The sequence below is a fragment of the Rhodococcus sp. AQ5-07 genome (assembly GCF_009707305.1).
Taxonomy (GTDB): Bacteria; Actinomycetota; Actinomycetes; order Mycobacteriales; family Mycobacteriaceae; genus Rhodococcus_F; species Rhodococcus_F erythropolis.
The window spans coordinates 452,640-475,648 of the sequence record NZ_CP046099.1 but is presented as its reverse complement, the minus strand read 5'-3'; the positions used below and the strand labels follow the sequence as shown (position 1 = coordinate 475,648).

General features: G+C 62.4%; 4 protein-coding genes (1 of these 4 only partly in view). All 4 read right to left on the bottom strand.

Going from position 1 to position 23,009, the window contains the following annotated elements; translation table 11 throughout:
- Window positions 1–5: 5 nt before the first annotated feature.
- Window positions 6–575: a histidine phosphatase family protein gene (locus tag GJB56_RS02140; protein ID WP_230091116.1), complete on the bottom strand. Its 570-nt coding sequence runs from the start codon at window positions 573–575 to the stop codon at window positions 6–8.
- Window positions 576–640: 65 nt separating this feature from the next.
- Window positions 641–6,499: a non-ribosomal peptide synthetase gene (locus tag GJB56_RS02135; protein WP_154606639.1), complete on the bottom strand. Its 5,859-nt coding sequence runs from the start codon at window positions 6,497–6,499 to the stop codon at window positions 641–643.
- Window positions 6,500–6,756: 257 nt separating this feature from the next.
- Window positions 6,757–20,505 carry a non-ribosomal peptide synthetase gene (locus GJB56_RS02130; RefSeq protein ID WP_113684471.1) on the bottom strand — a complete coding sequence of 4,583 codons (13,749 nt, stop codon included), beginning with the start codon at window positions 20,503–20,505 and terminating at the stop codon, window positions 6,757–6,759.
- Window positions 20,506–20,594: 89 nt separating this feature from the next.
- Window positions 20,595–23,009, bottom strand: partial view of a non-ribosomal peptide synthase/polyketide synthase gene (locus tag GJB56_RS02125; protein ID WP_154606638.1) — the final stretch only. The gene runs 26,250 nt beyond the window's last position; the window shows 2,415 of its 28,665 coding nt (coding positions 26,251–28,665); the start codon falls outside the window, past its right edge; its stop codon occupies window positions 20,595–20,597.

Sequence of the window (23,009 nt, the reverse complement as noted above, 5' to 3'; positions counted from 1 at the left end):
ATACCTCAGTCCGTAGGTACATGGCTTGCGGAATAGCTGACATCAACGAGGGCTTCGCCAGAAAAAGTGACTGAAGTGATCGAAGTGTGAGCCACATCGCGTTCATGCTGCCGACGCCACAATGATTCGCTCCTCAACGAACGCCGCAAGGTACAGATGGGCAGCTCGTGGCTGAAGCACACGCCCTCCTTGCCCGCGCTCCGACGCCGAGCCGAATCCAGGGCAGCAGACATACGTCTGACCATCGATTTGTAGCTCTCCCCCCACGAAGGCGTCACTGGATTCCACGTTTTGAGCAGCAACCCGACCGACGGCTTCAGTCTCGGGTCTCCCGCTGCGATCCCGTCGAACCTTCCCTCCCACTCCACAAGATCTTCGTTCTTCTCGATGGGTAGATTCAACAAATCGGCTAGCGGAGTGGCAGTTTCAATCGCGCGTTCGAGCGGGCTGGAGAAGATCGAAGAGATTGGACGATCACCGAGAATCTCGGCGACTGCCTTCGCCTGGCGATTGCCCAATTCGGAAAGCGAGTATCCGGGTAGCCGGCCGTAAATTACTTTCGACGGATTGAACACCTCTCCGTGACGTACAAAATGCACGACAGTGCGAGGTTCGGCCGACCGAGCCGGGGTTTCATCAGTCATGACGAGCGCTTCTCCTGCGTACGTAGGTACTCGGCGACGATCGGCCCGATCAACTCGAGCTTGTCCGGATGCATCATCGACGTGTGATTGCTGTCGATATCGATGTCAGTGATCTGTCCACCGATCACCGATCTCCATTCGTCTGTCACTGTGAAGTCCATGTCCATGCCCGCAGCTGCCCGGAACATCACCACGTCGCCATCATATTTGCGCGGCTCATACCCGGAGATCAATTCACCACTCGCCGAAGCGAAGTCGTAAAGTGCGCCAATCTGTGTCTCAGTCATGAACGACACCGAGTCCAGCGTTTTACCGATGGCGATGATCTGGCTGCGATCAAGAGAATTGACGTCGGCACCTTCACCGAGTTCCACTCCCCAACTAGCTGCCATGTCACGGGTGTTCTCGAGCGCTACATCATCGTCGACCTCCCTCGGATGACGTGGATCCACCATGAACAGAGAGACCTCGAAACCTTGCTCGCGTAGAAGAACAGCACATGCATGGCCGATGAACCCTCCAACTGAGTGGCCGATTATGTTAAACGGCCCAGTCGGATTCACATCGATCATCTCACGCACGTAACGGTGCGCTAGCTCGTCGACAGAGGTCGGTAATGCCCACGCCTCCGTCATTACGGGAGTTTGCAGGCCGTAGATCGGTGTATCTGCCTCTAGATACGGAGCGAAGCCCGAGGCCTTCCACGCCAGACCACTCATTGCATGGATATAGAAGAGCGGTGGCCGCTGTCCCTCGATGCGAACGGGAAAGAGCACGCCGATCGCATGATCGTCCGGTGTCGCCGAACCTGATTCCCGAGCCTCTTCGATCCTGGCAGCGAGTAATTCGGGTGTCGATGCACCGAAGAGCATGCGGACAGGAACATCGAAATCGAGTGTGCTGCTCAAGTTGGCGGTCAATTTCATCGCGATGAGGGAGTTGCCACCCAACTCGAAGAAATCATCATCCAACCCCACCCGATCAACACCCAACACACCCACAAACGCCGACGCCACCACCAACTCCACCGACGACACCGGAGCCCGAAACACCCGAGCCTCGAACACCGGCTCCGGCAACAACGCCCGATCCAACTTCCCCGACGAATTAAGCGGGAACGCATCCAACACCACCACAGCAGCCGGAACCATATAACCCGGAACCCGCTCCCCCACAAACCCCCGCAACACACTCACATCCACAACCGACCCCACCGCCGGCACCACATACCCCACCAACTGATCACCCATCACCGACCCACGCACCACCACCGCAGCCGACAACACCGACCCATGCGACACCAACGCCGCCTCGATCTCCCCCAACTCGATCCGCTGACCACGGAACTTCACCTGAAAATCAGTACGACCGATGTACTCCAACTCACCAACTGTGTTCCAACGGACCAAATCACCCGTCCGATACATCCGCTCACCCGAACCGAACGGCGACGCCACAAACCGATCCGCACTCAAATCCGGACGACCCACATACCCCCGAGCCAACTGCACACCCGACAAATACAACTCACCCGCAACACCCACCGCAACCGGCCGAAGGCGCGAATCCAACACAAACACCCGGCAATTCCACTCCGGCACACCAATCGACACCACCGACCCCGACCCAGCAGCCGTCACATCCGCAAACGTAAACGACACCGCCGCCTCAGTCGGACCATACAAATTATGCAACCGCGCCGACGACACCAACCCGAACTCACGCACCGCCTCCACCGGCAACGCCTCACCGATCACCAACACATCACGCAACGAACCCAACAACCCCGGATCCACCAACGACGAAAACGTCGACAACATCGTCGGCACAAAATCCGTCACCGACACACCCTGATCATCAATCACCGACGCCAAATACCCCGGATCCCGATGACCATCAGCCGACGCCAACACCAACACCGCACCCACCCGCAACGGCATGAAAAAACCCCACAACGACACATCGAACGTCGTCGCCGTCTTCTGCAAATACACATCAGACGACATCAAGCGATACTCGCCCTGCATGAACTCCAACTGATTCACAATCGCCGCATGCGAGACCGCCACACCCTTCGGCCGACCCGTCGACCCCGACGTGAAAATCACATACGCCGTATTCGACGCCCGCAACGGCGAGCGCCGATCCACATCAGAAACCCGCGCACCCGAAAAACCAGACACATCAACAACATCCACACACACAACCCGACGACCCGACGCCACGAAACCATCACGCTCCGTCGACACCACACACACCGGATCAGCCGAATCCAACACATACTCATTACGCGAGGACGGAGCATCAGGATCCAACGGCACCCACGCCCCACCCGCACGCACAATCGCATACAAACCAACCAACAAATCAACCGACCGCCGAACAGCCAACCCCACCAACGACTCCGGCCCAACACCCAAACCGATCAAATAACGCGCAAGCCTATTGACCCTCTCATCGAACTCCCCATACGAGAGCACCTCATCCCCGAACACCACCGCCCGCGAACCCGAACAAACCCCCACCACAGAATCAAAACCATCCAACAACAACCCACCCACAACCGGACGAGACGTGTCGTTCCACGACTCGAGCACCAAAGCACGCTCAGGCGCCGTCATGATCTCGATGTCACCGACCGCTGAACCGGGATCTGCGACCATCGCGCGCAGTATGCGGACAAACCGATCGGTGAAGGCGGACACGGTCGAGGCATCGAACAGATCCGTGGCGTAGAGCCAGGACAGCACGATCCCTGCGGCATCCCCCGACTCGTTTTCCCGTGGAGCTGCGGTCAATTGCAAATCGAACTTCGCGATGTCGACGCCCGCGTCGAATCCGGAGACACGCAGTCCGGGCAATTCCAGTGCGTCGTCGGCCATGTTCTGGAAGAACAGCGCAACTTGGAACAACGGGTGGTGCGCTTGGGATCGTGCCGGGTCGAGCACTTCGACAAGCCGCTCGAATGGCACATCGGCGTTGGCAAAAGCTCCCAGATCGATGTCACGCACATGGTCGAACAAATCGGAGAAGCTTGCTCCTGGATTCACGGCCGTGCGTAACACCAGGGTGTTTACGAACATGCCGATCAGATCGTCGAGTTCGGGTTCCCCTCGTCCAGAGATTGGTGAACCGATCGCCACGTCACCGCTGCCGCTCGACCTTGCCAACAGGACCGCCAGCGCCGCATGGACGACCATGAACAGTGACACGTTGTGGTCAAGTGCGAGTTGCTCCAGGGCACTGTGCAATTCAGCGTCCACGTCCGAACGGTGGACGCCGCCTCTGGTGGAGAGAATTGAGGGTCGTGGACGGTCGGCCGGGAGTTCGATCTTCTCCGGCAGGTCTCGCAAGGTCGTCTTCCAGTACGCGAGCTGCTCGGACATCAACGATGTCGGATCGGAATCCACGCCGAGAACCTCACGCTGCCACATCGCGAAGTCTGCGTACTGCACCGGCAGCGGTGTCCACTCCGGACTCCGGCCGTCCACACGCGCAAGGTAGGCGAACGCAACGTCCCGAACCAACGGCGCGACGGAAACGCCGTCCGCTGAAATGTGGTGCACGACCATCGCCAGGACATACTCGGACGGATCCGTCTGGAAGAGCTTGACCCGCAACGGAACTGCCGAGCTGACGTCGAATCCGGCGGTAACGAGCGTCAACAGTTCGCCTAGAAGTGCCGAATCGGCCAACGGAACGGGATCGAGGTCGATGTCTGCGGTCGATTCCGGCAGAATTTGCTGATAGCCCACACCGTCGATTCCTGGGTAGACAGTACGAAGGACTTCGTGCCGAGCTAGGACGTCACCGACCGCTGAGGCGAGCGCAACCGTGTCAAGCTCACCACTCAGGCGGAGGACGATCGGAATGTTGTTGACAGCAGATTCGGAATCGAACTGGCTCAGGAACCACATCCGTTGCTGCGCCAGCGACAACGGCACATGTTCCGGACGAATCACCGGCGCAAGCTGTACTCTGACGGACCCCTCCGCCTCGGCTTCGATTCGGGCAGCCAATGCTTCGACCGTCGATACCTCGAAGAGGGTTTTCACCTGAATGCGTGTCCCGAACGCAGCTCCGAGACGTCCAGCCAGCCTTGCTGCAACAAGTGAGTTGCCGCCGAGTTCGAAGAAGTCGTCTTCGGCACCGACCCTCTCGACTCCGAGCAGGTCGACGAAGGCCGCTGCCACGAGTACCTGTGCAGGCGTTGATGGTTCGCGGTACGCACGCGAGATGAAGATCGGCTCGGGAAGGCTGTCGGTGTCCAACTTACCCACTGGGGTGAGAGGAATCCGGTCGATGACCATGATCGATGCAGGCACCATGTGGCGCGGAAGAACGGCCCGAGCGCTGGCGGTCAACGAGTCTGGGTCCAGGTCGACGTCGGCATTCGCCATGACATACGACACCAGCGCGGCGTCACCTGAGGAACCGGTGATCGCGACTGTGGCGACGAAGTCGACTCCGGGTTGGGCGGCAAGGACGGCATCGATCTCGCCCAGTTCGATCCGGAAGCCGCGAATCTTGACCTGTGAGTCCCCCCGCCCGAGATATTCGAGGTCGCGCTCACCACCGGTCTGATCGGTGGCTCCGCCATCGCCGCCGGTGCGGATCCACCGCACGGTATCGCCGGTCCGGTAGAGCCGCTCCCCGGCGCCGCCGAACGGATTTGCGACAAAACTTGCCGCAGTAGTTGCGGACAGGCCGTTGTACCCGCGGGCAAGGTGGGTGCCCGACAGGTAGAGTTCGCCGGCGGTTCCGGTGGCGACCGGCTGAAGTCGAGAATCGAGGACGAACACGCCGACACCACGGACGGGACCACCGATCGTCACGGGACGATCGACGGTCAACTCGGCGATGTTGCTGGCGACGGTGGCTTCCGTGGGTCCGTATGCGTTGAAGAACCGTCGGCCGGGTGCCCAGGTGGACAGCAGCGCGGGTGAACACGCTTCACCGCCGACGACCACCACGGCGAGATTGTCGAACTGGTGGGCGCCGTCAAGGAAAATCGAACCCAGCGCTGCCGGGGTCACAAACGCGTGCGTGATCTTTTCCGACACCAGGAGTTCCGCGAGTTCGTCGCCGCCGAACATGTCCGGACGCGCGATCACCATCGTCGAGCCTGCACCGACGGCGAGCAGCAGTTCGAGCACGGAAGCGTCGAAACTCGGCGAAGCAAAATGCAGTGTCCGCGACGTAGAGGTGAGCGCATACCGTTCGACCTGTTCCGCACACAGGTCTGAAAGCCCGGCGTGGGTGACGACGACGCCCTTGGGCCGTCCTGTCGACCCCGAGGTGTAGATCACGTATGCCGGATGATCCACGCGAAGGGTTCGAACGCGTTCGGTATACGAGACCGGATCCGGGGAGATACCGGACAACTCGGCCGTCAACACGTCGCCGTCCACTTCCAGCCATTGGACGCTGCGAGGAAGGTCGATAGCGTACGCGGCCGTGGTCAGCCCTATCGAGGCTGCAGAATCGGTGATCATGTGTTCGACGCGGTCTGCAGGATAGCTGGGATCGACCGGCACGAAAGCTGCGCCGGTCTTGGCCACCGCCCACACCGCACAGACCGACTCGACGGAGCGGGGAATCGACACCGCCACCCGGTCCTCCGGCCCGATTCCGCGGCTGATGAGCAACCGAGCCAGACGCGAGGACAGCGCGTCCACTTCGGCATAAGTGAGGGTTTGACCCCCGAATGTGATCGCCGGTGCTGCTGGGTTGAGGTCCACTGCAGCTGCGAGTAACTGAGGCAGCAATGGCACCCGCGCGCGCCTGGTGCGTGCCGGTCGTTCGTTCCTGCCGGCGCGAGATGTCTTCCGCCGGGTCGCGTCGTCAGTACTCATACGACCGCCACCTGCAGTCGAACGGTGTGTACGGAGACCCAACGCTGCATCGAGCAACTCACCTTCGCGTCATACTTCTGAACTGTCACTACCGGTCTGTCCAGACTGGACGCCGGGGAACCCACAATTGCATCAGTGGGTTCCCCCAACACATCCAACCCCTACCGCCCATTGTTACAGCCGGTAACACCGATCCGGGCAACGGCACGATCACCTATGAATTCGGCCACTGGCACGGTCGCCGACGAAGCCCGATCTCACCACCCGAGTAGTTCGCCCGTTGCGAGGACGTACTCGAGATCGGGTAAGTCGGTTCGGTCGACGGCCGAGCGGACCTCGTCCGGAAGCACCACATGCGTCACCCAGTCGTCAGCAAGTGAGTCTTCGATTGCCTCGTCGTCACCGAGAATGACGACAGCCGCTCCGGCTGACGCCGCCAGGAGGACCGCGACCGAGTGCTCCGGCGAGCCGACCGCGCCGGCGAATGCCAACCTCGACTCGAAGTCGACGGAATACCGCTTACGCAGCTCCGCCAGAGAGTCCGACAGGTCGCCGTACGTCAGCACTCGGTCACCGTCGACGATCGCCGGATCGTCCGCCATTGTCGACCGGGCGCGATCGACGTAGCTGATCGGACGATCCGACATCGTCGCCAGCCGAGACTCGATCTCCGGTGACGTCAAGAGCAGCGTCGAGGTGTCGGAGTCATTCGACAGGGTCAGGCTTGCCGGATCCGACGGATGCGCCCCGGTAAAGGCTGCGCCGGCCTTCACCACAGACCAGTAGGCGATCACGGCATCGACACCACCACCGATGGAGATCGCAGTGCCGGGACCTGCACCTTCCTCGATGAGCAGGCGAGCCAGACGCGAAGACTTCGCGTCGAGTGCCGCGTAAGGGGTCTCCTCGCCGTCTGTTACCACCGCAGGCGCGTCCGGGTCGCTTTCCACGACGGAGGCGAGCAACTGAGGCAGCAACGTCGTGCTCGCGACTGCGCTGGCTTCGCGAACGCCGCCGGCGACCTCGGACTTCTCCATGTCGGTCAGCAGATCGAGATCGCCGACCTGCCTGGTCGGATCGTCGGTGACCTGCTCGAGTACACGAACGAACCGCTGTGCGAACGACTCGACCGTGGTCTTGTCGAACAGGTCCTCGGAATACAGCCACAGGCCGGAGAGTCCGAGGCCGTCCGCTGCGGTGGTCAGGGTGAGCTGAAGGTCGAACTTCGTGGTCAGGACTCCGCTGTCGACGGCGCCTATGGTCAGGTCTGCCAATGCAAACTCGGTCTGGGCGGTCGGTTCCAGCGACAGGACGATTTGGAACAGGCCCCCCGCCCGAGGCGGCAGCGCCTCCACGATTTCCTCGTAAGGAACATCGGCTTCGCCGAACGCGGCCAGGTCGACGTCGCGCACATGCGAAACGAGATCCTCGAAGCGTGCACCGGCATCGACCGTGGTGCGAAGCGCGAGTGTGTTGACGAACATACCGACGAGATCGTCGAGGGCGCGCTCGCCCCTGCCGCCGACAGCGGTACCGATCGCGAAGTCGGAGCCTCCACCCAACCTCGAGATCAGGACCGCCAGTGCGGCGTGGATTGTCATGAACACCGTGGCGTTCTTCGCTCGGGCGATATCGCTCAGTCGCGAGTGGACATCAGCGTCGACGGTGAACTGGACTGCCCCCGCTGCGGCGGACTGCACCACGGGACGCGGTCGGTCTGTCGGCAAGCCGACATCGGTAGGCAGATCGTCGAGCGCTGTGCGCCAGAAGTCGAGTTGGCGCGCGGCGATCGTTCCCGCGTCATCTACCGATCCCAGTACGTCGCGTTGCCACAGCGCGAAGTCTGCGTACTGCACTTGGAGTGGGCTCCACGATGGTGCACTGCCCCGGGTACGCGCTTCGTAGGCCACCATCACGTCGCGGGCCAGTGGCCCCATCGACTGCCCGTCGGCCGCGATGTGATGCGCGACGAGTACGAACACGTACTGATCTTCTCCGATCTGGAGAAGATCAGTACGTACCGGAACCTCCGATGACACATCGAATCCGGCGGTCGTCGATTCGACGACCTTCGTGTACATCTGCGCGCCGTCGTGGACCGCTGTCGGTTCCCCGAACATGGGCACGAGGTCGGCGCCGACGATCCGCTGCACCGGCCCCAGCTCGTCGGACGGGTAAAGCGTTCGCAGTGACTCGTGGCGCGAAATCACGTCACGCAGAGCAAATTTCAGCGCATCGACGTCCAACTGCCCGGCCAGACGCAGCGCCATCGGGATGTTGTAGGTCGAGGCGTCGGTGTCCATCTGGTTGAGCACCCACATACGCTGCTGCGCCAGAGACAGCGGAATGCGCTCGGGGCGATCTTGGGCAACGAGCTGCTTTCGCGAACCGGTTCCGACGTGGACTTCGATCGCGCTCGCGAGTTCTTCGACTGTCCGGGTGTCGAACAGAGTCCGTACGGGGACTGTGGCGTCGAGGGATCGGCTCAGTCGTGCCGCCGCCCGGGTCGCGATCAATGAGTTACCACCGAGTTCGAAGAACTCGTCGTCGAGTCCGACCTGAGGAACCTCCAGCAATTCGGCGAATACCGTCGCCACGGCCTTCTCGGTGTCGGACACCGGCGCTCGATATTCGGCGGAAGCGAAGACGGGTGCAGGCAGCCGAGCGGAGTCGAGCTTCCCGTTCACCGTGAGGGGCAAGGCGTCCAACAACACTGTCGCGTCGGGAACCATGTAGCCGGTGAGGAAGTCGGCCGCACTTGTGCTGACCGTGCTCGCGTCGAGGTCCGAACCGGCCTCGGGCACGACGTACGCGATGAGCCGATCGCCCAGATCTGCGTCCTTGCGGACGACGGCCACGGCACGGGCGACACCACCGACTCGGAGCAGGGCCGTCTCGACCTCGCCGAGTTCGATCCGGAAACCTCGAAGCTGAACCTGCGAATCGGAACGCCCCAGGTATTCGAGCTGGCCGGCGCGGTTCCAGCGCGCCACATCGCCGCTTCGGTACATCGACTCGCCGTGTGATGCAAACGGATTCGCGACGAACCGCCCGGACGTCAATCCGCTCTGCCCCAGATACCCGCGTGCCAGTTGTCCGCCAGCGACGTAGATCTCGCCGGCCGTGCCGATCGCAGCGGGCTGCAAACGGTCGTCGAGTACGTACACCCGAAGGCCGTCGAGTGGTCGACCTATCAACGACGCCGTCGCGGTCTCCGCGCTCGCACGATCGAGCGGGAGATAAGAGACGTGCACCGTGGTCTCGGTGATTCCGTACATGTTGACCAGTTGCGGCGAGTCGTCCGGATGACGGTCGTACCACCGGGTCAGCTGTGCGAGATCGAGTGCCTCGCCACCGAAGATCACGTACCGGAGCGCAAGATCCGACGCGGTACCGTCCGATCCTCCGGAAACACGGTCCGCCTCCGCAAGCTGGTAGAAAGCCGACGGAGTCTGATTGAGCACCGTGACGCCCTCGGTGGTCAGCAATTGTCTGAACTGGTCTGGCGAACGCGACGTCTCGAAGTCGACGACCACGAGTACACCGCCGTGAATGAGCGGACCCCACAGCTCCCACACCGAGAAGTCGAATGCGTAGCTGTGGAACAAAGTCCACACATCCGAGGAATCGAATGCGAATTCCGTCTGCGCGTTGGCGAACAACTCCACAACGTTCCGATGAGTGACCGCAACACCTTTGGGGCGGCCGGTAGATCCTGATGTGTAGATGACGTACGCCAGGTCTCTCGAACGCAAAGGCCGCACGCGGTCTGCGTCGGTCACGGGGCGGGAGTCGGCTGCGGCGTCCCGGGGCGAGACAGAAGGGCAGGGCAGTTCCCGCAGCGAATCCGGAGCGACGATCGCACACACCGGAGACGCGTCGGCAAGGGTATATGCGATCCGCTCATCCGGATAGCTCGGATCGATCGGCAGATACGCGGCACCAGACTTGACGACGGCGAGCAGCGCCACGACCAGATCGACCGATCGCGGCAAGAGGACCGCTACCAGGTCCTCGGATCCGACTCCCGAATCGATCAGCGTGCGGGCCAGACAGTTTGCGCGGGAATCGATGTCCCGATACGTCAATCGCTCGTCTCCGAAGACCACCGCAATCTCGTTCGGTGATCGGGTCACCTGTGCATCGAACAGTCCGGCCAGAGTGGTCGAGTCGTCGACGACCGCCCCGGGCGTGGCCCACCCTTCGAGTATCGTCCGGCGTTCGTCCTCACCGAGAATGTCGATGTCGCCGACTGCATTTGACGAATTGGCGACGACGGATGTCAGCACGGCGTTCAGTCGTGACTCGAGGCCTGCAATCGTCGATTCGTCGTAGAGATCGGTGGCGTAGGTGACGGCGAAGGTGAGCCCGCCCGCCTGAGCCGGAGTCTCCCAGACCGTGAACTGCAGGTCGAACTTTGCCAACGTCGGCGCAATGTCGACACCGGAAATGCTCAGGCCCGGAATCTCTACGGATCCGTGCGCACCCTGACCGAGATTCTGGAACGAAAAGCCCACCTGGAAAAGCGGATTACGCGCCTGCGACCGTTCGGGGTCCAGTGCTTCCACCAGACGCTCGAACGGAACGTCAGCGTTCTCGAAACCGGCCAAATCGGTGTCCCGTACCTTCGACAGGAGTGCAGTGAACGACTCGCCCGGGTCGACCTCGGTCCGCAGGACCAAAGTGTTGACGAACATGCCGATCAGATCATCGAGAGCCTGTTCACCTCGTCCGGCCGCTGGTGTACCGATCACGATGTCGGCGGTGCCGGACAGCTTCGCCAGCAGGACGGCCAGCGCACTGTGCAGAACCATGAAGAGTGACACATTATGTTCTCGCGCAACATGATTCAATGATTCGTGCATGGCCGCTTCGATATCGAAGCAGTACTCGGCACCGGAGTGTGAAGCGACTCGCGGACGCGGCCGATCCGACGGCAGGGTCAGTTCGACGGGCAATCCGTCCAGTTGCGACTTCCAGTATTCCATCTGTTTCGAGATCAACGATCCCTGATCGGACTCGACACCGAGTACCCGGCGCTGCCACAGCGCGAAGTCCGCGAATTGGATCGGTAGCGGCTTCCACGTCGGAGCGATTCCCTGCGACCTCGCGGCGTACGCCGAGACGACGTCCCGGACCAGCGGCCCCATCGAAAAGCCGTCACCGCTGATGTGATGGATGGCGAACACCAGAACGTACTGCGAGTCGGCAAGATCGAACAAACGTGCCCGGACCGGCACGTCTGCAGTGACATCGAATCCGGCGAGTACGTATTCCGCCACCCGGTCGGTGACGACGGACTCGTGGATACGTACTGGCGACAGATCAGGCAGTGCATCCGCGGTGTCGAGGACTCGCTGGTATCCGATACCGTCGACTTCCGGATATGTGGTCCTGAGAATCTCATGTCGCTCGAACAGATCACGAAGAGCTGCCTGCATGGCCTCGATGTCGAGATCCCCCGTCAACCGGATCGCGATCGGAATGTTGTCCACTCCGGACGCCGAATCGAATCGGTTCAGGAACCACATGCGCTGCTGCGCGATCGACAGCGGAACCAACTCAGGGCGCTCCTGTGGTTCGAGCGGCGGACGGCCGCCCCGCCCCACGAGCACGTCGATTCGCGCCGCGAGCGACTCCACTGTCGATGCATCGAACAGGATGCGGACCGGCACAGTGGTGTCGAGTGCATGCCCGAGTCGAGCGACGATCTGCGTCGCGATCAGTGAATTACCGCCCAGCGCAAAGAAGTCGTCGTCCAAGCCGACCTGACCGATACCGAGGAGGTCGGCGAAAATACGCGCAACTTCGACCTCGACCACAGATTCGGGTTCCCGGAAGACCGCGATCTCGACCTCAGGATCGCGCAGTTGCTTCCGGTCGAGTTTTCCCGAGGCGTTGAGCGGCAGTTCGTCCAGAACAACATGTGCCGTGGGCACCATGTATGACGGAAGATGTTTCCCCAGTATCGATTCCAGTTCCAGCCAATCGATCAGAGACTCACCGGCCGCCGTCAGGTACGCGACCAGTTGATCGTTCCGGACGGCAACCACCACCGAACCGACCGACGGATGATCACGCAGGATCGACTCGATCTCCCCCAGCTCGATGCGTAGTCCGCGTAGCTTGACCTGAAAGTCGGTACGTCCGATGTATACCAACTCACCCGACGCATTCCATCGCACCAGGTCTCCGGTCCGATACAGGCGTGAGCCGGCAGGTCCGAACGGATCGGCGACAAACCGGTCCGCGGTGAGGTCCGGCCGAGCCACGTACCCCCGGGCCAACTGCACTCCCGCGAGGTAGAGCTCGCCCGCGACCCCGACGGGCACCGGATGCAGTCGTGAGTCGAGTACCAGAACGCGTGTGTTCCAGACCGGCGCGCCGATCGGCATGGTGGTGGTGTCGGCGTCCGTCACCTCATGGAAGGTCACGTCGACCGCGGCCTCCGTCGGTCCGTACAGATTGTGCAGTTCAGTTCCGGGAAGAACCGTCCGGAACTGCGCGGCCACCTGCGGGGCGAGCGCCTCACCCGAGGCGAAGACTCGGGTAAGGGTAGAAGACCTCGTGACAACCGTATCCGCGAGGAACACTTCCAACATCGACGGCACGAAGTGAATGGTGGTCACTCGTTCGGACGCGATCAGCGCGGCCAGATAGGCCGGATCTCGGTGGCCGTCGACGGCAGCGATCGCCAGTCGAGCTCCGACTTGCAACGGCCAGAAGAACTCCCACACGGAGACATCGAAGGTAAAGGGAGTCTTCTGGAGGACCACGTCGTCGCCGAGGAGGCTGTACTCGGCCTGCATCCAGATCAGCCGGTTGACGATCGCGCGGTGTGACACCGCAACGCCCTTCGGTTTGCCCGTCGACCCGGAGGTGAAGATCACGTACGCCGTGTTCTCCCCTCGCAGCGGGCCGAGGCGGTCCGCGTCGGTGACCGGTGCGTCGGAACAACCGGACAGGTCTACGGTATCGATCCTGACTACCAGCACTCCCTCAGCGTCGAATCCATCTCTCTCTGTGGTCAACACACAGATCGGAGCTGCAGTCGACACGACGTATTCGTTGCGCTCGACGGGCTGATCGGGGTCGATGGGCAGATAGCCGCCGCCGGCCTTGACTACCGCGTACATCGCCACCAGCAAATCGAAGCTTCGGCGAATGGCCAAGCCGACCAGGATATCCGGGCCGACGCCTTCCGACACGAGTTTGCGGGCGAGTTGATTGACCCGCCGGTCGAATTCGAGATACGTCAGCTGATTCCCATCGAAGGTCAGCGCGATCGAATGGGGAGAGCGGACGACCTGTTCATCGAACAGATCCACCAGCGTCACATCGCGAACATCGTGACCGGTGCTGTTCCAGCGCTCGACGACCAGCCCCAGATCGGAGTCGCCGACGACGTCGACGTCCCCGACCGGCCCAGCGGGGGCAGCCGCGACCGCCGAGAGAGTCGCGGTCAGATACTGGACGAAGGAGGCCACCGTCTTACGGTCGAACAGATCCGTTGCGTAAGTGAAGAGTCCACGGAGTTCACCGTCATGCTCGGTGATCGTCAATTGCAGATCGAATTTCGCCACGGACGCATCGACGTCGAGGGCCGATACCGTGACGCCGTCGATGTCGGCCGATTCGTCGCTGCCCTGGGCGACGTTCTGGAACGTGAGCATGACCTGGAACAGCGGATTGCGTGACTGCGATCGTTCCGGGTTGATGATTTCGACGAGGCGCTCGAACGGCACGTCGGCATGCGCGAACGCTTGCAGGTCCGACTCACGCGTGCTGCGAAGCAATTCCGTGAACGACAGCGACAGATCGACGTTCGTCCGCAACACGAGTGTGTTGACGAACATTCCGATCACATCGTCGAGTTCCTGCTCACCACGCCCCGCGACCGGAGTACCGATCACGATGTCGGAGGTGCCGGACAGGCGCGCCAGCATCACGGCGAATGCACTGTGCACGATCATGAATCGCGAAGCCTGATGCTCACGCGCAATTCGGTCGAGGGAATCGACGACGCCCTGCTCGATGGCAAATTGGTACTCTGCACCACCGTTCGTTGCTACGGCTGGACGTGGCCGATCGGTCGGCAGGTCCAGCTGATCCGGGATTCCCGCGAGCCGGCTCTTCCAGTAGTTGACCTGGCCCGAGATGATCGAGTGCGGATCGTCCTCGCTGCCGAGCACCTCACGCTGCCACAGGGTGTAGTCGACGAACTGGACAGCCAGCGGCGACCAGGACGGCGCACGCCCGTGCGATCGCGCCGCATACGCTGTCACCACGTCACGTACCAACGGCACCATCGAGAAACCGTCTCCGCTGATGTGATGGACGACGAAGACAAGCACGTACTCATCGTCGGCAAGTTGGAAGAGCGCGGTACGGAGAGGGATCTCGACCGTGACGTCGAATCCGGGCTGGATCAGCTCCCGCACACGGAGTTCCACAGCCTCGGCCGGAACTCCAACCGGTGACAGATCGAGATCGACTGCCGCCGAACCGAGAACCTGCTGGTAACCGACGCCGTCGATCTCGGGATAGATCGTGCGTAGGCTTTCGTGACGGTCGATCAGGTCCCGCACGGCCCCCGCAAGAGCCGCCGTGTTCAACGGACCGGTCAACCGCACGGCGACCGGAATGTTGTCGACCCCGGATTCCGGCTCGAACCGGTTGAGGAACCACATTCGCTGCTGCGCCAACGACAGCGGGACTCGCTCGGGACGCTCCTGCGGGACGAGAGGCATCCGCCCCGCGTCGCCGGTATGAGTGCTCAGTCGTGCGGCCAGGGCCTCGACCGTCGACACGTCGAACAGCAGTCGTACCGGCACTACGGTGTCCAAGGACTGACCGAGCCGTGAGACAACTCGCGTGGCAATCAACGAGTTGCCGCCGAGTTCGAAGAAGTCGTCGTCGAGACCGACCTGAGCTACACCCAGAACATCCGAAAAGATCTGGGCCACAGTTTCTTCGACCACAGTGGTCGGAGAGCGGTATGACAGTGTCGCGAACGTCGGCTCGGGCAGGGCCCGCCGATCGACCTTTCCGTTGGCGTTCAATGGAACCGTCTCGATCGCCACGAACGCGGACGGCACCATGTAGTCAGGCAGACGCGCCGCGACGGTCGAACGTATCGCCGCGATGTCGACGTCGGCCCCGTGTGCTGGTACCAGATAAGCCACCAGGCGGTCTCCGACCAGGCTGTCCTTGTGTACCACCACGACAGCAGCCGATACCGAATCGAGTGCCACCAGGGCCCCTTCGATCTCGCCGAGTTCGATTCGGAGTCCACGGATTTTGACCTGGAAGTCGGTGCGGCCCAGATAGTCCAGCTCTCCCGAACCGTTCCACCGGACCTGATCTCCGGTACGGTACAGCCGCGAGCCTGCCGACCCGAACGGATTCGCCACGAACCTCTCGGCAGTAAGGTCGAAGCGTCCGCCGTATCCGCGGCTGACTCCCACACCTCCCACGTAAAGCTCACCGACCACTCCGGCCGGGACCAGCTGCAGGCGCGAATCCAGCACGTAGAGTTCGATATTCGGAATTGGAATCCCGATGGGGACTCCGTTGACGTCTCCCGGTGCCGCCTCCTGGAAGGACACTACGTCGGAGGCCTCAGTGGGGCCGTAACTGTTGACGACGCGCACACCGGCGGCCATCAGATCTTTGAGCCGACCAACCTGAATGGGCTCACCACCGAGGAACACGACGTCGAGCGATTCGAGGACGCCGTCCACGTCGGCATCGACCAGTGCATCAAATGCACTCGGCGACATGTTCGCGACCTGGACGTCGTCGTCGGAGACGGCGCGAAGGATCTCGGCGGGGTCGAACCCCGCTGCGGCGACGTGAACACTGCCACCGCTGGTAAGCGGTCCCCACACATTCTTCTGCGTGAGATCGAAACTCGGTGACGACGCAACGACCACACCAGCGGCGTCCGGAAGTTCGGATCGGTACCAGGCTGTCGTATTCTCGATGCCCGCCATCGGTACGACCGTGGGCTTGGGCCGACCCGTCGAACCAGAGGTCGAGATGACGTATCCCACGCGCTCACCTGCGCCCCGCTCACGCCAATGGTCCACCCATTCCGGAACAGAATCGCCGGATTCCGCCCCATCAGTGCTCTCGACCCGCAGCACCGGGAGCGCCGTCTGGACGCCGCCGGACGCGATCACCGCGCGGGCACTGGTGTCTTCGAGCAATGTATTCACGCGCTCGGTCGGCAACGTGGGATCGATTGGTGTGTAACCGGCGCCGGTCTTCCACACCGCGAGCATTGCCACTACCCACTGCCACGACCTGGGCAGCACCAGCGCAACCACGTCGTCCGCTCCCACACCCGCAGCGAGCAAGTCCTGAGAGAGCACCGACGACCGCGCATCGAGTTCCCCGTAGGTGAGGGTCCGATCATCGGCCACGACGGCAACCGTCGACCGGTCGCGACTGACATGCCGGGCAAAGAGTGCAAGTGGCGATCTGTCGCCGATCGACACACGCTGCCCCACCGACCAGTCGAGCACGCGGGCTGCCTCGCCGGCGCCGAACAGATCGATCTCGCCGACGAGAACGGCCGGATCGGCAGCGACCGCACCGAGCAATACGGACAGCCTGGAACCGAACGTCTCGATGGTCGAGGCATCGAAAAGGTCACGCGCATAATCGATGACGACTGACAGCCCGCCGAACTCGATGTCTTCCCACACCGTGAACTGGAGGTCGAACTTGGCGACTGCGGACTCGAGCTCGAAACCGCTTACCTCGAGGCCGCCGAGCGTTGCGCCACTTTGTGTTTTCTGGCCGAGGTTCTGGAACGCGAGCATCACCTGGAACAGCGGATTGTGTGCCTGCGAGCGTGCCGGGTCGAGCACCTCTACCAGGCGCTCGAACGGGACGTCAGCGTTACCGAATGCATCGAGGTCTGCAATCCGTGCCTGGTTCACCAGCTCGTCGAATGTACTTGCCGGATTGATCTCGGTACGCAGCACCAGGGTGTTGACGAACATGCCGATGACGTCGTCGAGTGCGCGATCGCCACGACCCGCCACCGGGGTGCCGATCGCGATGTCAGTGGTTCCGGACAAACGCGCCAACAGCACGGCGATTGCGCTGTGCAATACCATGAACACCGTGGCCTTGTTCGCCTGCGCAATCGACTCGAGGCGCGCGAGTACGTCCGCACCGATAGTCATCGTGTGCGACGCTCCGCGATAACTCGCGACGGGCGGGCGGGGTCGATCCATCGGCAGGTCTAGCCGCTCGGGGAGCCCGTCGAGCTGCTGTGTCCAGTAATCGATCTGGCGCGATATCACCGATTCCGCGTCGTGCTCGCTGCCGAGGACTGTTCGCTGCCAGATCGAGAAGTCTGCATATTGCACGTCCAGCGGCGTGAATTCGGGTGCGCTGCCAGCCGCCCGACTCGCGTAAGCGGTCACGACGTCGCGCACCAAGGGGCCCATCGAGAAGCCGTCACCACTGATGTGGTGGACGACGAATACAAGGACGTATTCCGACGCGGCCACCTGGAAGAGCTTGACCCGCAACGGCACCTGTGAGGTGACGTCGAATCCCCCGGTGATCTCCGTGATGACACGCTCGGTGATCTCGGATTCGGCCACAGCGACCGGCGACAGATCGAGCTCCACGTCGGAGACGGTCAAGATCTGCTGGTAGCCGACGCCGTCGACCTCCGGGTACACAGTACGCAGGCTCTCGTGCCGCTCGACGAGATCATCGATCGCCGAACGGAGCGCAGCGGCATCGAGCATTCCGGTCAGCCGGAGAACGACTGGGATGTGATCGACTGCCGAGGTCGAGTCGAAGCGGTTGAGGAACCACATACGCTGCTGCGCAAGCGAAAGCGGGATCCGGTCGGGACGTTCCTGTGCAACGAGAGGAGCCTTCGTACCGCGGCCAGCAGAATCGCCTACGAGAGAAGCTAATTCGGATACCGTAGGAGCATCGAAGAAAGCTCGCATGTCGAGTTCCACGCCGAGTTCGGCGTTCGCGCGCGCCACCACTCGCGTCGCGAGCAGTGAATTGCCCCCGAGGTCGAAGAACCCGTCGTCTATGCCGAGATCGTCGCGGCCGAGCAAGTCGGCAAAGATCGCTATCAACGTCTTCTCGACCGGCGTACTCGCTGCCCGGTATTCGACAACCTGCGCTGTGAACTCGGGCGCCGGCAGCGCCTTGCGGTCCAGCTTGCCACTGGCATTGAGCGGAAACGCCTCGAGTTCGACAAACAGCGACGGCACCATGTAGTCCGGCAGGCGTCCACCCAATTCACGTGCAAGAGCGTCGGTGTCGAGCACAACTCCCGATGCGGGAACCACGTATGCCACCAGATTGTCGCCCAAAGCCGCATCGGAGCGGACGAGAACGGCCGCCTGTGCGATTGCATCGTTGTCGAGTAGCGCTGATTCGATTTCGCCGAGTTCGATGCGCAGTCCCCGCAGCTTCACCTGGAAGTCGGTGCGGCCGAGGTACTCGAGCAGGCGGTCGGCGCCGGCACCGCGCCATCGGACCAGGTCGCCGGTTCGGTACATGCGCTCGCCGTCCGAGGTGGAATGCGCGACGAACCGATCCGCCGTCAGATCGGGGCGGGAGACATACCCTCTGGCCAGCTGGACCCCCGCGAGGTAAAGCTCGCCGGGGACGCCGGGAGGTACTGGACGCAGTGCGTCGTCGAGGACGAGTAGCTCTGTTTCGGCGACAGCACGGCCGATCGGAATGGAGACCTCGTCCTGCGGTCCGGTTGCGTAGTACGTGACGTCGACGGCTGCCTCGGTCGGTCCGTACAGATTGTGCAGTTCCGCGGTGCTGACGTCGCGCAGCCGCGCGGCGGTCTGGGCGGGAAGCGCTTCACCCGAGGCGAAAACGTAACGTAGCGAGGTGATCTCGGAAGCGCGCGGTTCAGCGACGAAGACCGCGAGCATCGAGGGGACAAAATGTACAACGGTGACGCCGTACTCGATCATCGTCGCTGCGACGTAGGCCGGATCACGATGCCCGTCCGGCTTCGCGATCACGAGGCAAGCGCCGACCTGCAACGGCCAGAAGAACTCCCACACCGACACGTCGAACGTAAACGGCGTCTTCTGCAGGATGACGTCTTCGTCGGTGAAGGGATATTCGCTCTGCCTCCATCGGAGGTTGGCGACGATTGCCTCGTGTGACACACCGACGCCCTTGGGCCTGCCGGTCGAACCCGACGTGAAGATCACGTACGCAAGATTGTCGGTGCGCAGCGGTGACAGCCGGTCACCGTCGGCAAGCGGCGCGCCTGAGTGCGCCGAGACATCGATGTCATCGATCCGCAGTACATCGACGTTTTCGGGAATGCCGACCGCGTCCACTGACGTCGTGAGCACGAGGACGGGCGCGGCGACGTCGATCACATACGCCAGACGCTCAGCGGGATGGTCTGGATCGAGTGGTACGTACGCACCACCGGCCTTGACGATCGCGTACATCGCAACCAGCAGTTCGACGGACCGACGGATACCCAGGCCGACGAGTGTGTCCGGTCCGACGCCACGGGCGACGAGCTCGCGGGCGAGCTGATTGACCCGGCGATCGAATTCCGCGTAGGTCGACGCCGTGGAGCCGAAACGAAGGGCGACGGCATCGGGGGTACGCGCGACCTGCTCCTCGAACAGACTTACGAGAGTCGACTCGACGACCGACGGAGCCTCGAAAGCAACGACGGAAGTCGCGTCGGCGATGAGCGCACCGACGACGGATTCGAGGCCACCCTCTCGTGTGGCGAGCAACTCCGGCAGCAGCGTGGAGATCACGACGGGTACGAGTGCGTCCGGGCCGAGCGCACCACCCATCGCGGAGTCGAGTGTGGTCAGTTCCGAGTGCAACCGTTCGTAGGTGACCTCGGCGTCTGCATGAACAAGCGCTGTCCGGTCGGGCTCCGCCTCGACTACTGCAGCGATCAATCTCGGCAGGTCCTCGATCGTCAGCGACTGTGGTCCCGGCATACCGACGGACATCAACACTTCCTCCAACTGACGACAGCACGGCGCAGATCCAACGCACGACTGGTCGTACAGATCAACGCCCATGGGGCAAATACTGCATATTACCCGTCCGTACCGGAACCCTTCCCCAGCGTGGCCTGCGCGTCAGTTATCAAAGACTCGACGAGCGAGGTAATACCGTCGGCGCCCAGTGCCGGAAGAATGCCCGGAACCAGACCGTTCAGCGAAACCGAGACCAACGCGTCGGCAGTGAGCGCCGCACCCATCGTCTGCTTCATCACAGCCAGTTTTTCGGCCAGCTGTGTGAAGGTCACCACCGTGTCTCCGTGTGTGAAGGCAACCGCCGTCGGATCTGCTGCGGCGGCCGCTGCTGCGAGGTCCGGAAGGTCCGCGGCCGTTTTCGGCTCGGCTGCCTCGATCAGCGCGCGTTCGAAGTCCGTCACGATGTCGATGGTCCGCAGAACCACCGTCGGATCTGCGGCAACGGCGTCGACCACGGCCCGCAACCTGGTTGCGAACAGTTCCATGGTTGCGGCGTCGTACAGATCGGTTGCATAGGTGAATCGCATCCGGATATCGGACAGCGCTCCGTGCTCGTCGAACTCCTCGATTCCGGTGAGCTGCAGGTCGAACATCGCCGAGTCGAATCCGTCGTCCACCGCCGACAGTTCGAGCCCTGGCAGCGCAAACGTGCCAAGTGCCATGTTCTGGAACGTCAGCATCACCTGGAACAGCGGTGAGTATGCCTGTGAGCGCTCACGGCCGACCTGCTCGACCAGACGCTCGAAGGGCACGTCTGCGTTTCCGAACGCCGCGAGGTCCTTCTCCTTCACCTGCTGCAGCAGGTCGACAAACGTGGTTGCCGGTTTCACCTGCGTGCGCAACACCAGCGTGTTGACGAACATACCGACCAGGTCGTCGAGGACTCGCTCGCCGCGGCCCGCCACCGGTGTACCGATCGCGATGTCGTTCGAGCCGCTGAGCTTGGACAGCAGCACCGAGAACGCGGCATGCACGACCATGAACACGGTCGAGTTCTGCTCGCGCGCGATTTCCGCGATTCGACGCGTGGAGTCGGCGCCGAGAGTGAACAGGAAGTCCGCACCCTTCATCGACTGCGTCGGCGGACGAGGACGGTCCGTCGGCAGTTCCAGAAGTTCGGGAACGCCGGCGAGTTCCTGCGTCCAGTAGGCAAGCTGCGTCGACAGTTCACTGTCCGGATCGCCCTCGGAACCCAGAACGTCGCGCTGCCATAACGTGTAATCCGCGTACTGGACTTCGAGCGGAGCCCATTCGGGTGCCGCTCCCCCGGTACGCGCCGTGTACGCGACCATCGTGTCTCGGATCATCGGCGCCATCGAGAACGCGTCGCCGCTGATGTGGTGGACCACCACGATCAGGACATGCTCGGTGGGCGTGATCTGGAAAAGGCGAACGCGCAGCGGAACACCGGCAGTGACGTCGAAGCCCTGACCGACGACCTTCGCGACCTCGGCCCCAATCGTGTCTTCGCCGACATACAGCACGGCCATGTCGACAACGGCTGCCGACTTCGACTGAATCGACTGCGTCGGGCCGTCCCCGAGATCGGGATAGAACGTCCGCAGGATCTCGTGGCGAGCAACAAGGTCGGAGACGGCCGACTGCAATGCTGCGACGTCGAGATCGCCGGACATCCGGATCGCGACCGGGATGTTGTACGCGGCAGACCTGCGGTCGATCTGGTTGAGAACCCACATCCGCTGCTGAGCGAGCGACAACGGAATCTGCGACGGCCGTTCCTGCGCCACCAACTGTGCCCGCGAACCTGAACCGGCATGTTCGAGCACCCGCGACGCCAGCAGTCCGACAGTCGACGCTTCGAAGATGATCCGCACCGGAATCTGGGCGTCAAGTGCCTGACCCAACCTGGCCACGACCTGTGTGGCGATCAGCGAGTTTCCGCCGAGATCGAAGAAGTCGTCGTCCAACCCGACTCGTGGAACGCCCAGGACTTCGGCAAACACCGAGGCCACGATCTCTTCGACCGGATTGCTCGGGGCACGGAACTCCGTTGCCTCGAATTCGGGTTCCGGCAGCGCCTTTCGATCGATCTTGCCGTTGATGTTGAGCGGCAATTCGCTCAGCACCATCAACGCCGACGGCACCATGTAACTCGGCAACTCGCGGACGAGTTCCGCCTTCACGCTGTCGACGTCGACGGTGGCCCCGGCCTGCGGAACGAGGTACCCGACCAGTCGATCCCCCAGTCGCGGATCGGTTTTCGCGACGACAACCGCGGCGTCCACGGACTCAGCAGCTCTGATAACAGCTTCGATCTCACCGAGTTCGATGCGGTAGCCGCGGATCTTCACCTGGAAGTCGGCACGATCGACGTACTCGAGTTCACCGCCACTGCGCCAGACAACGAGGTCGCCGGTGCGGTACAGACGTGTGCCCGGTTCTCCGAAGGTGTTGGCGACAAAGCGTTCCGACGTCAGGTCGGCGCGGCCGTGATAACCGCGAGCCAACTGGGT

Bases quoted from the DNA above. Each gene is read 5' to 3' on its own strand.
- GJB56_RS02135 (WP_154606639.1), bottom strand. From the start codon at position 6,499: ATGAGTACTGACGACGCGACCCGGCGGAAGACATCTCGCGCCGGCAGG.
- GJB56_RS02130 (WP_113684471.1), bottom strand. From the start codon at position 20,505: ATGTCCGTCGGTATGCCGGGACCACAGTCGCTGACGATCGAGGACCTG.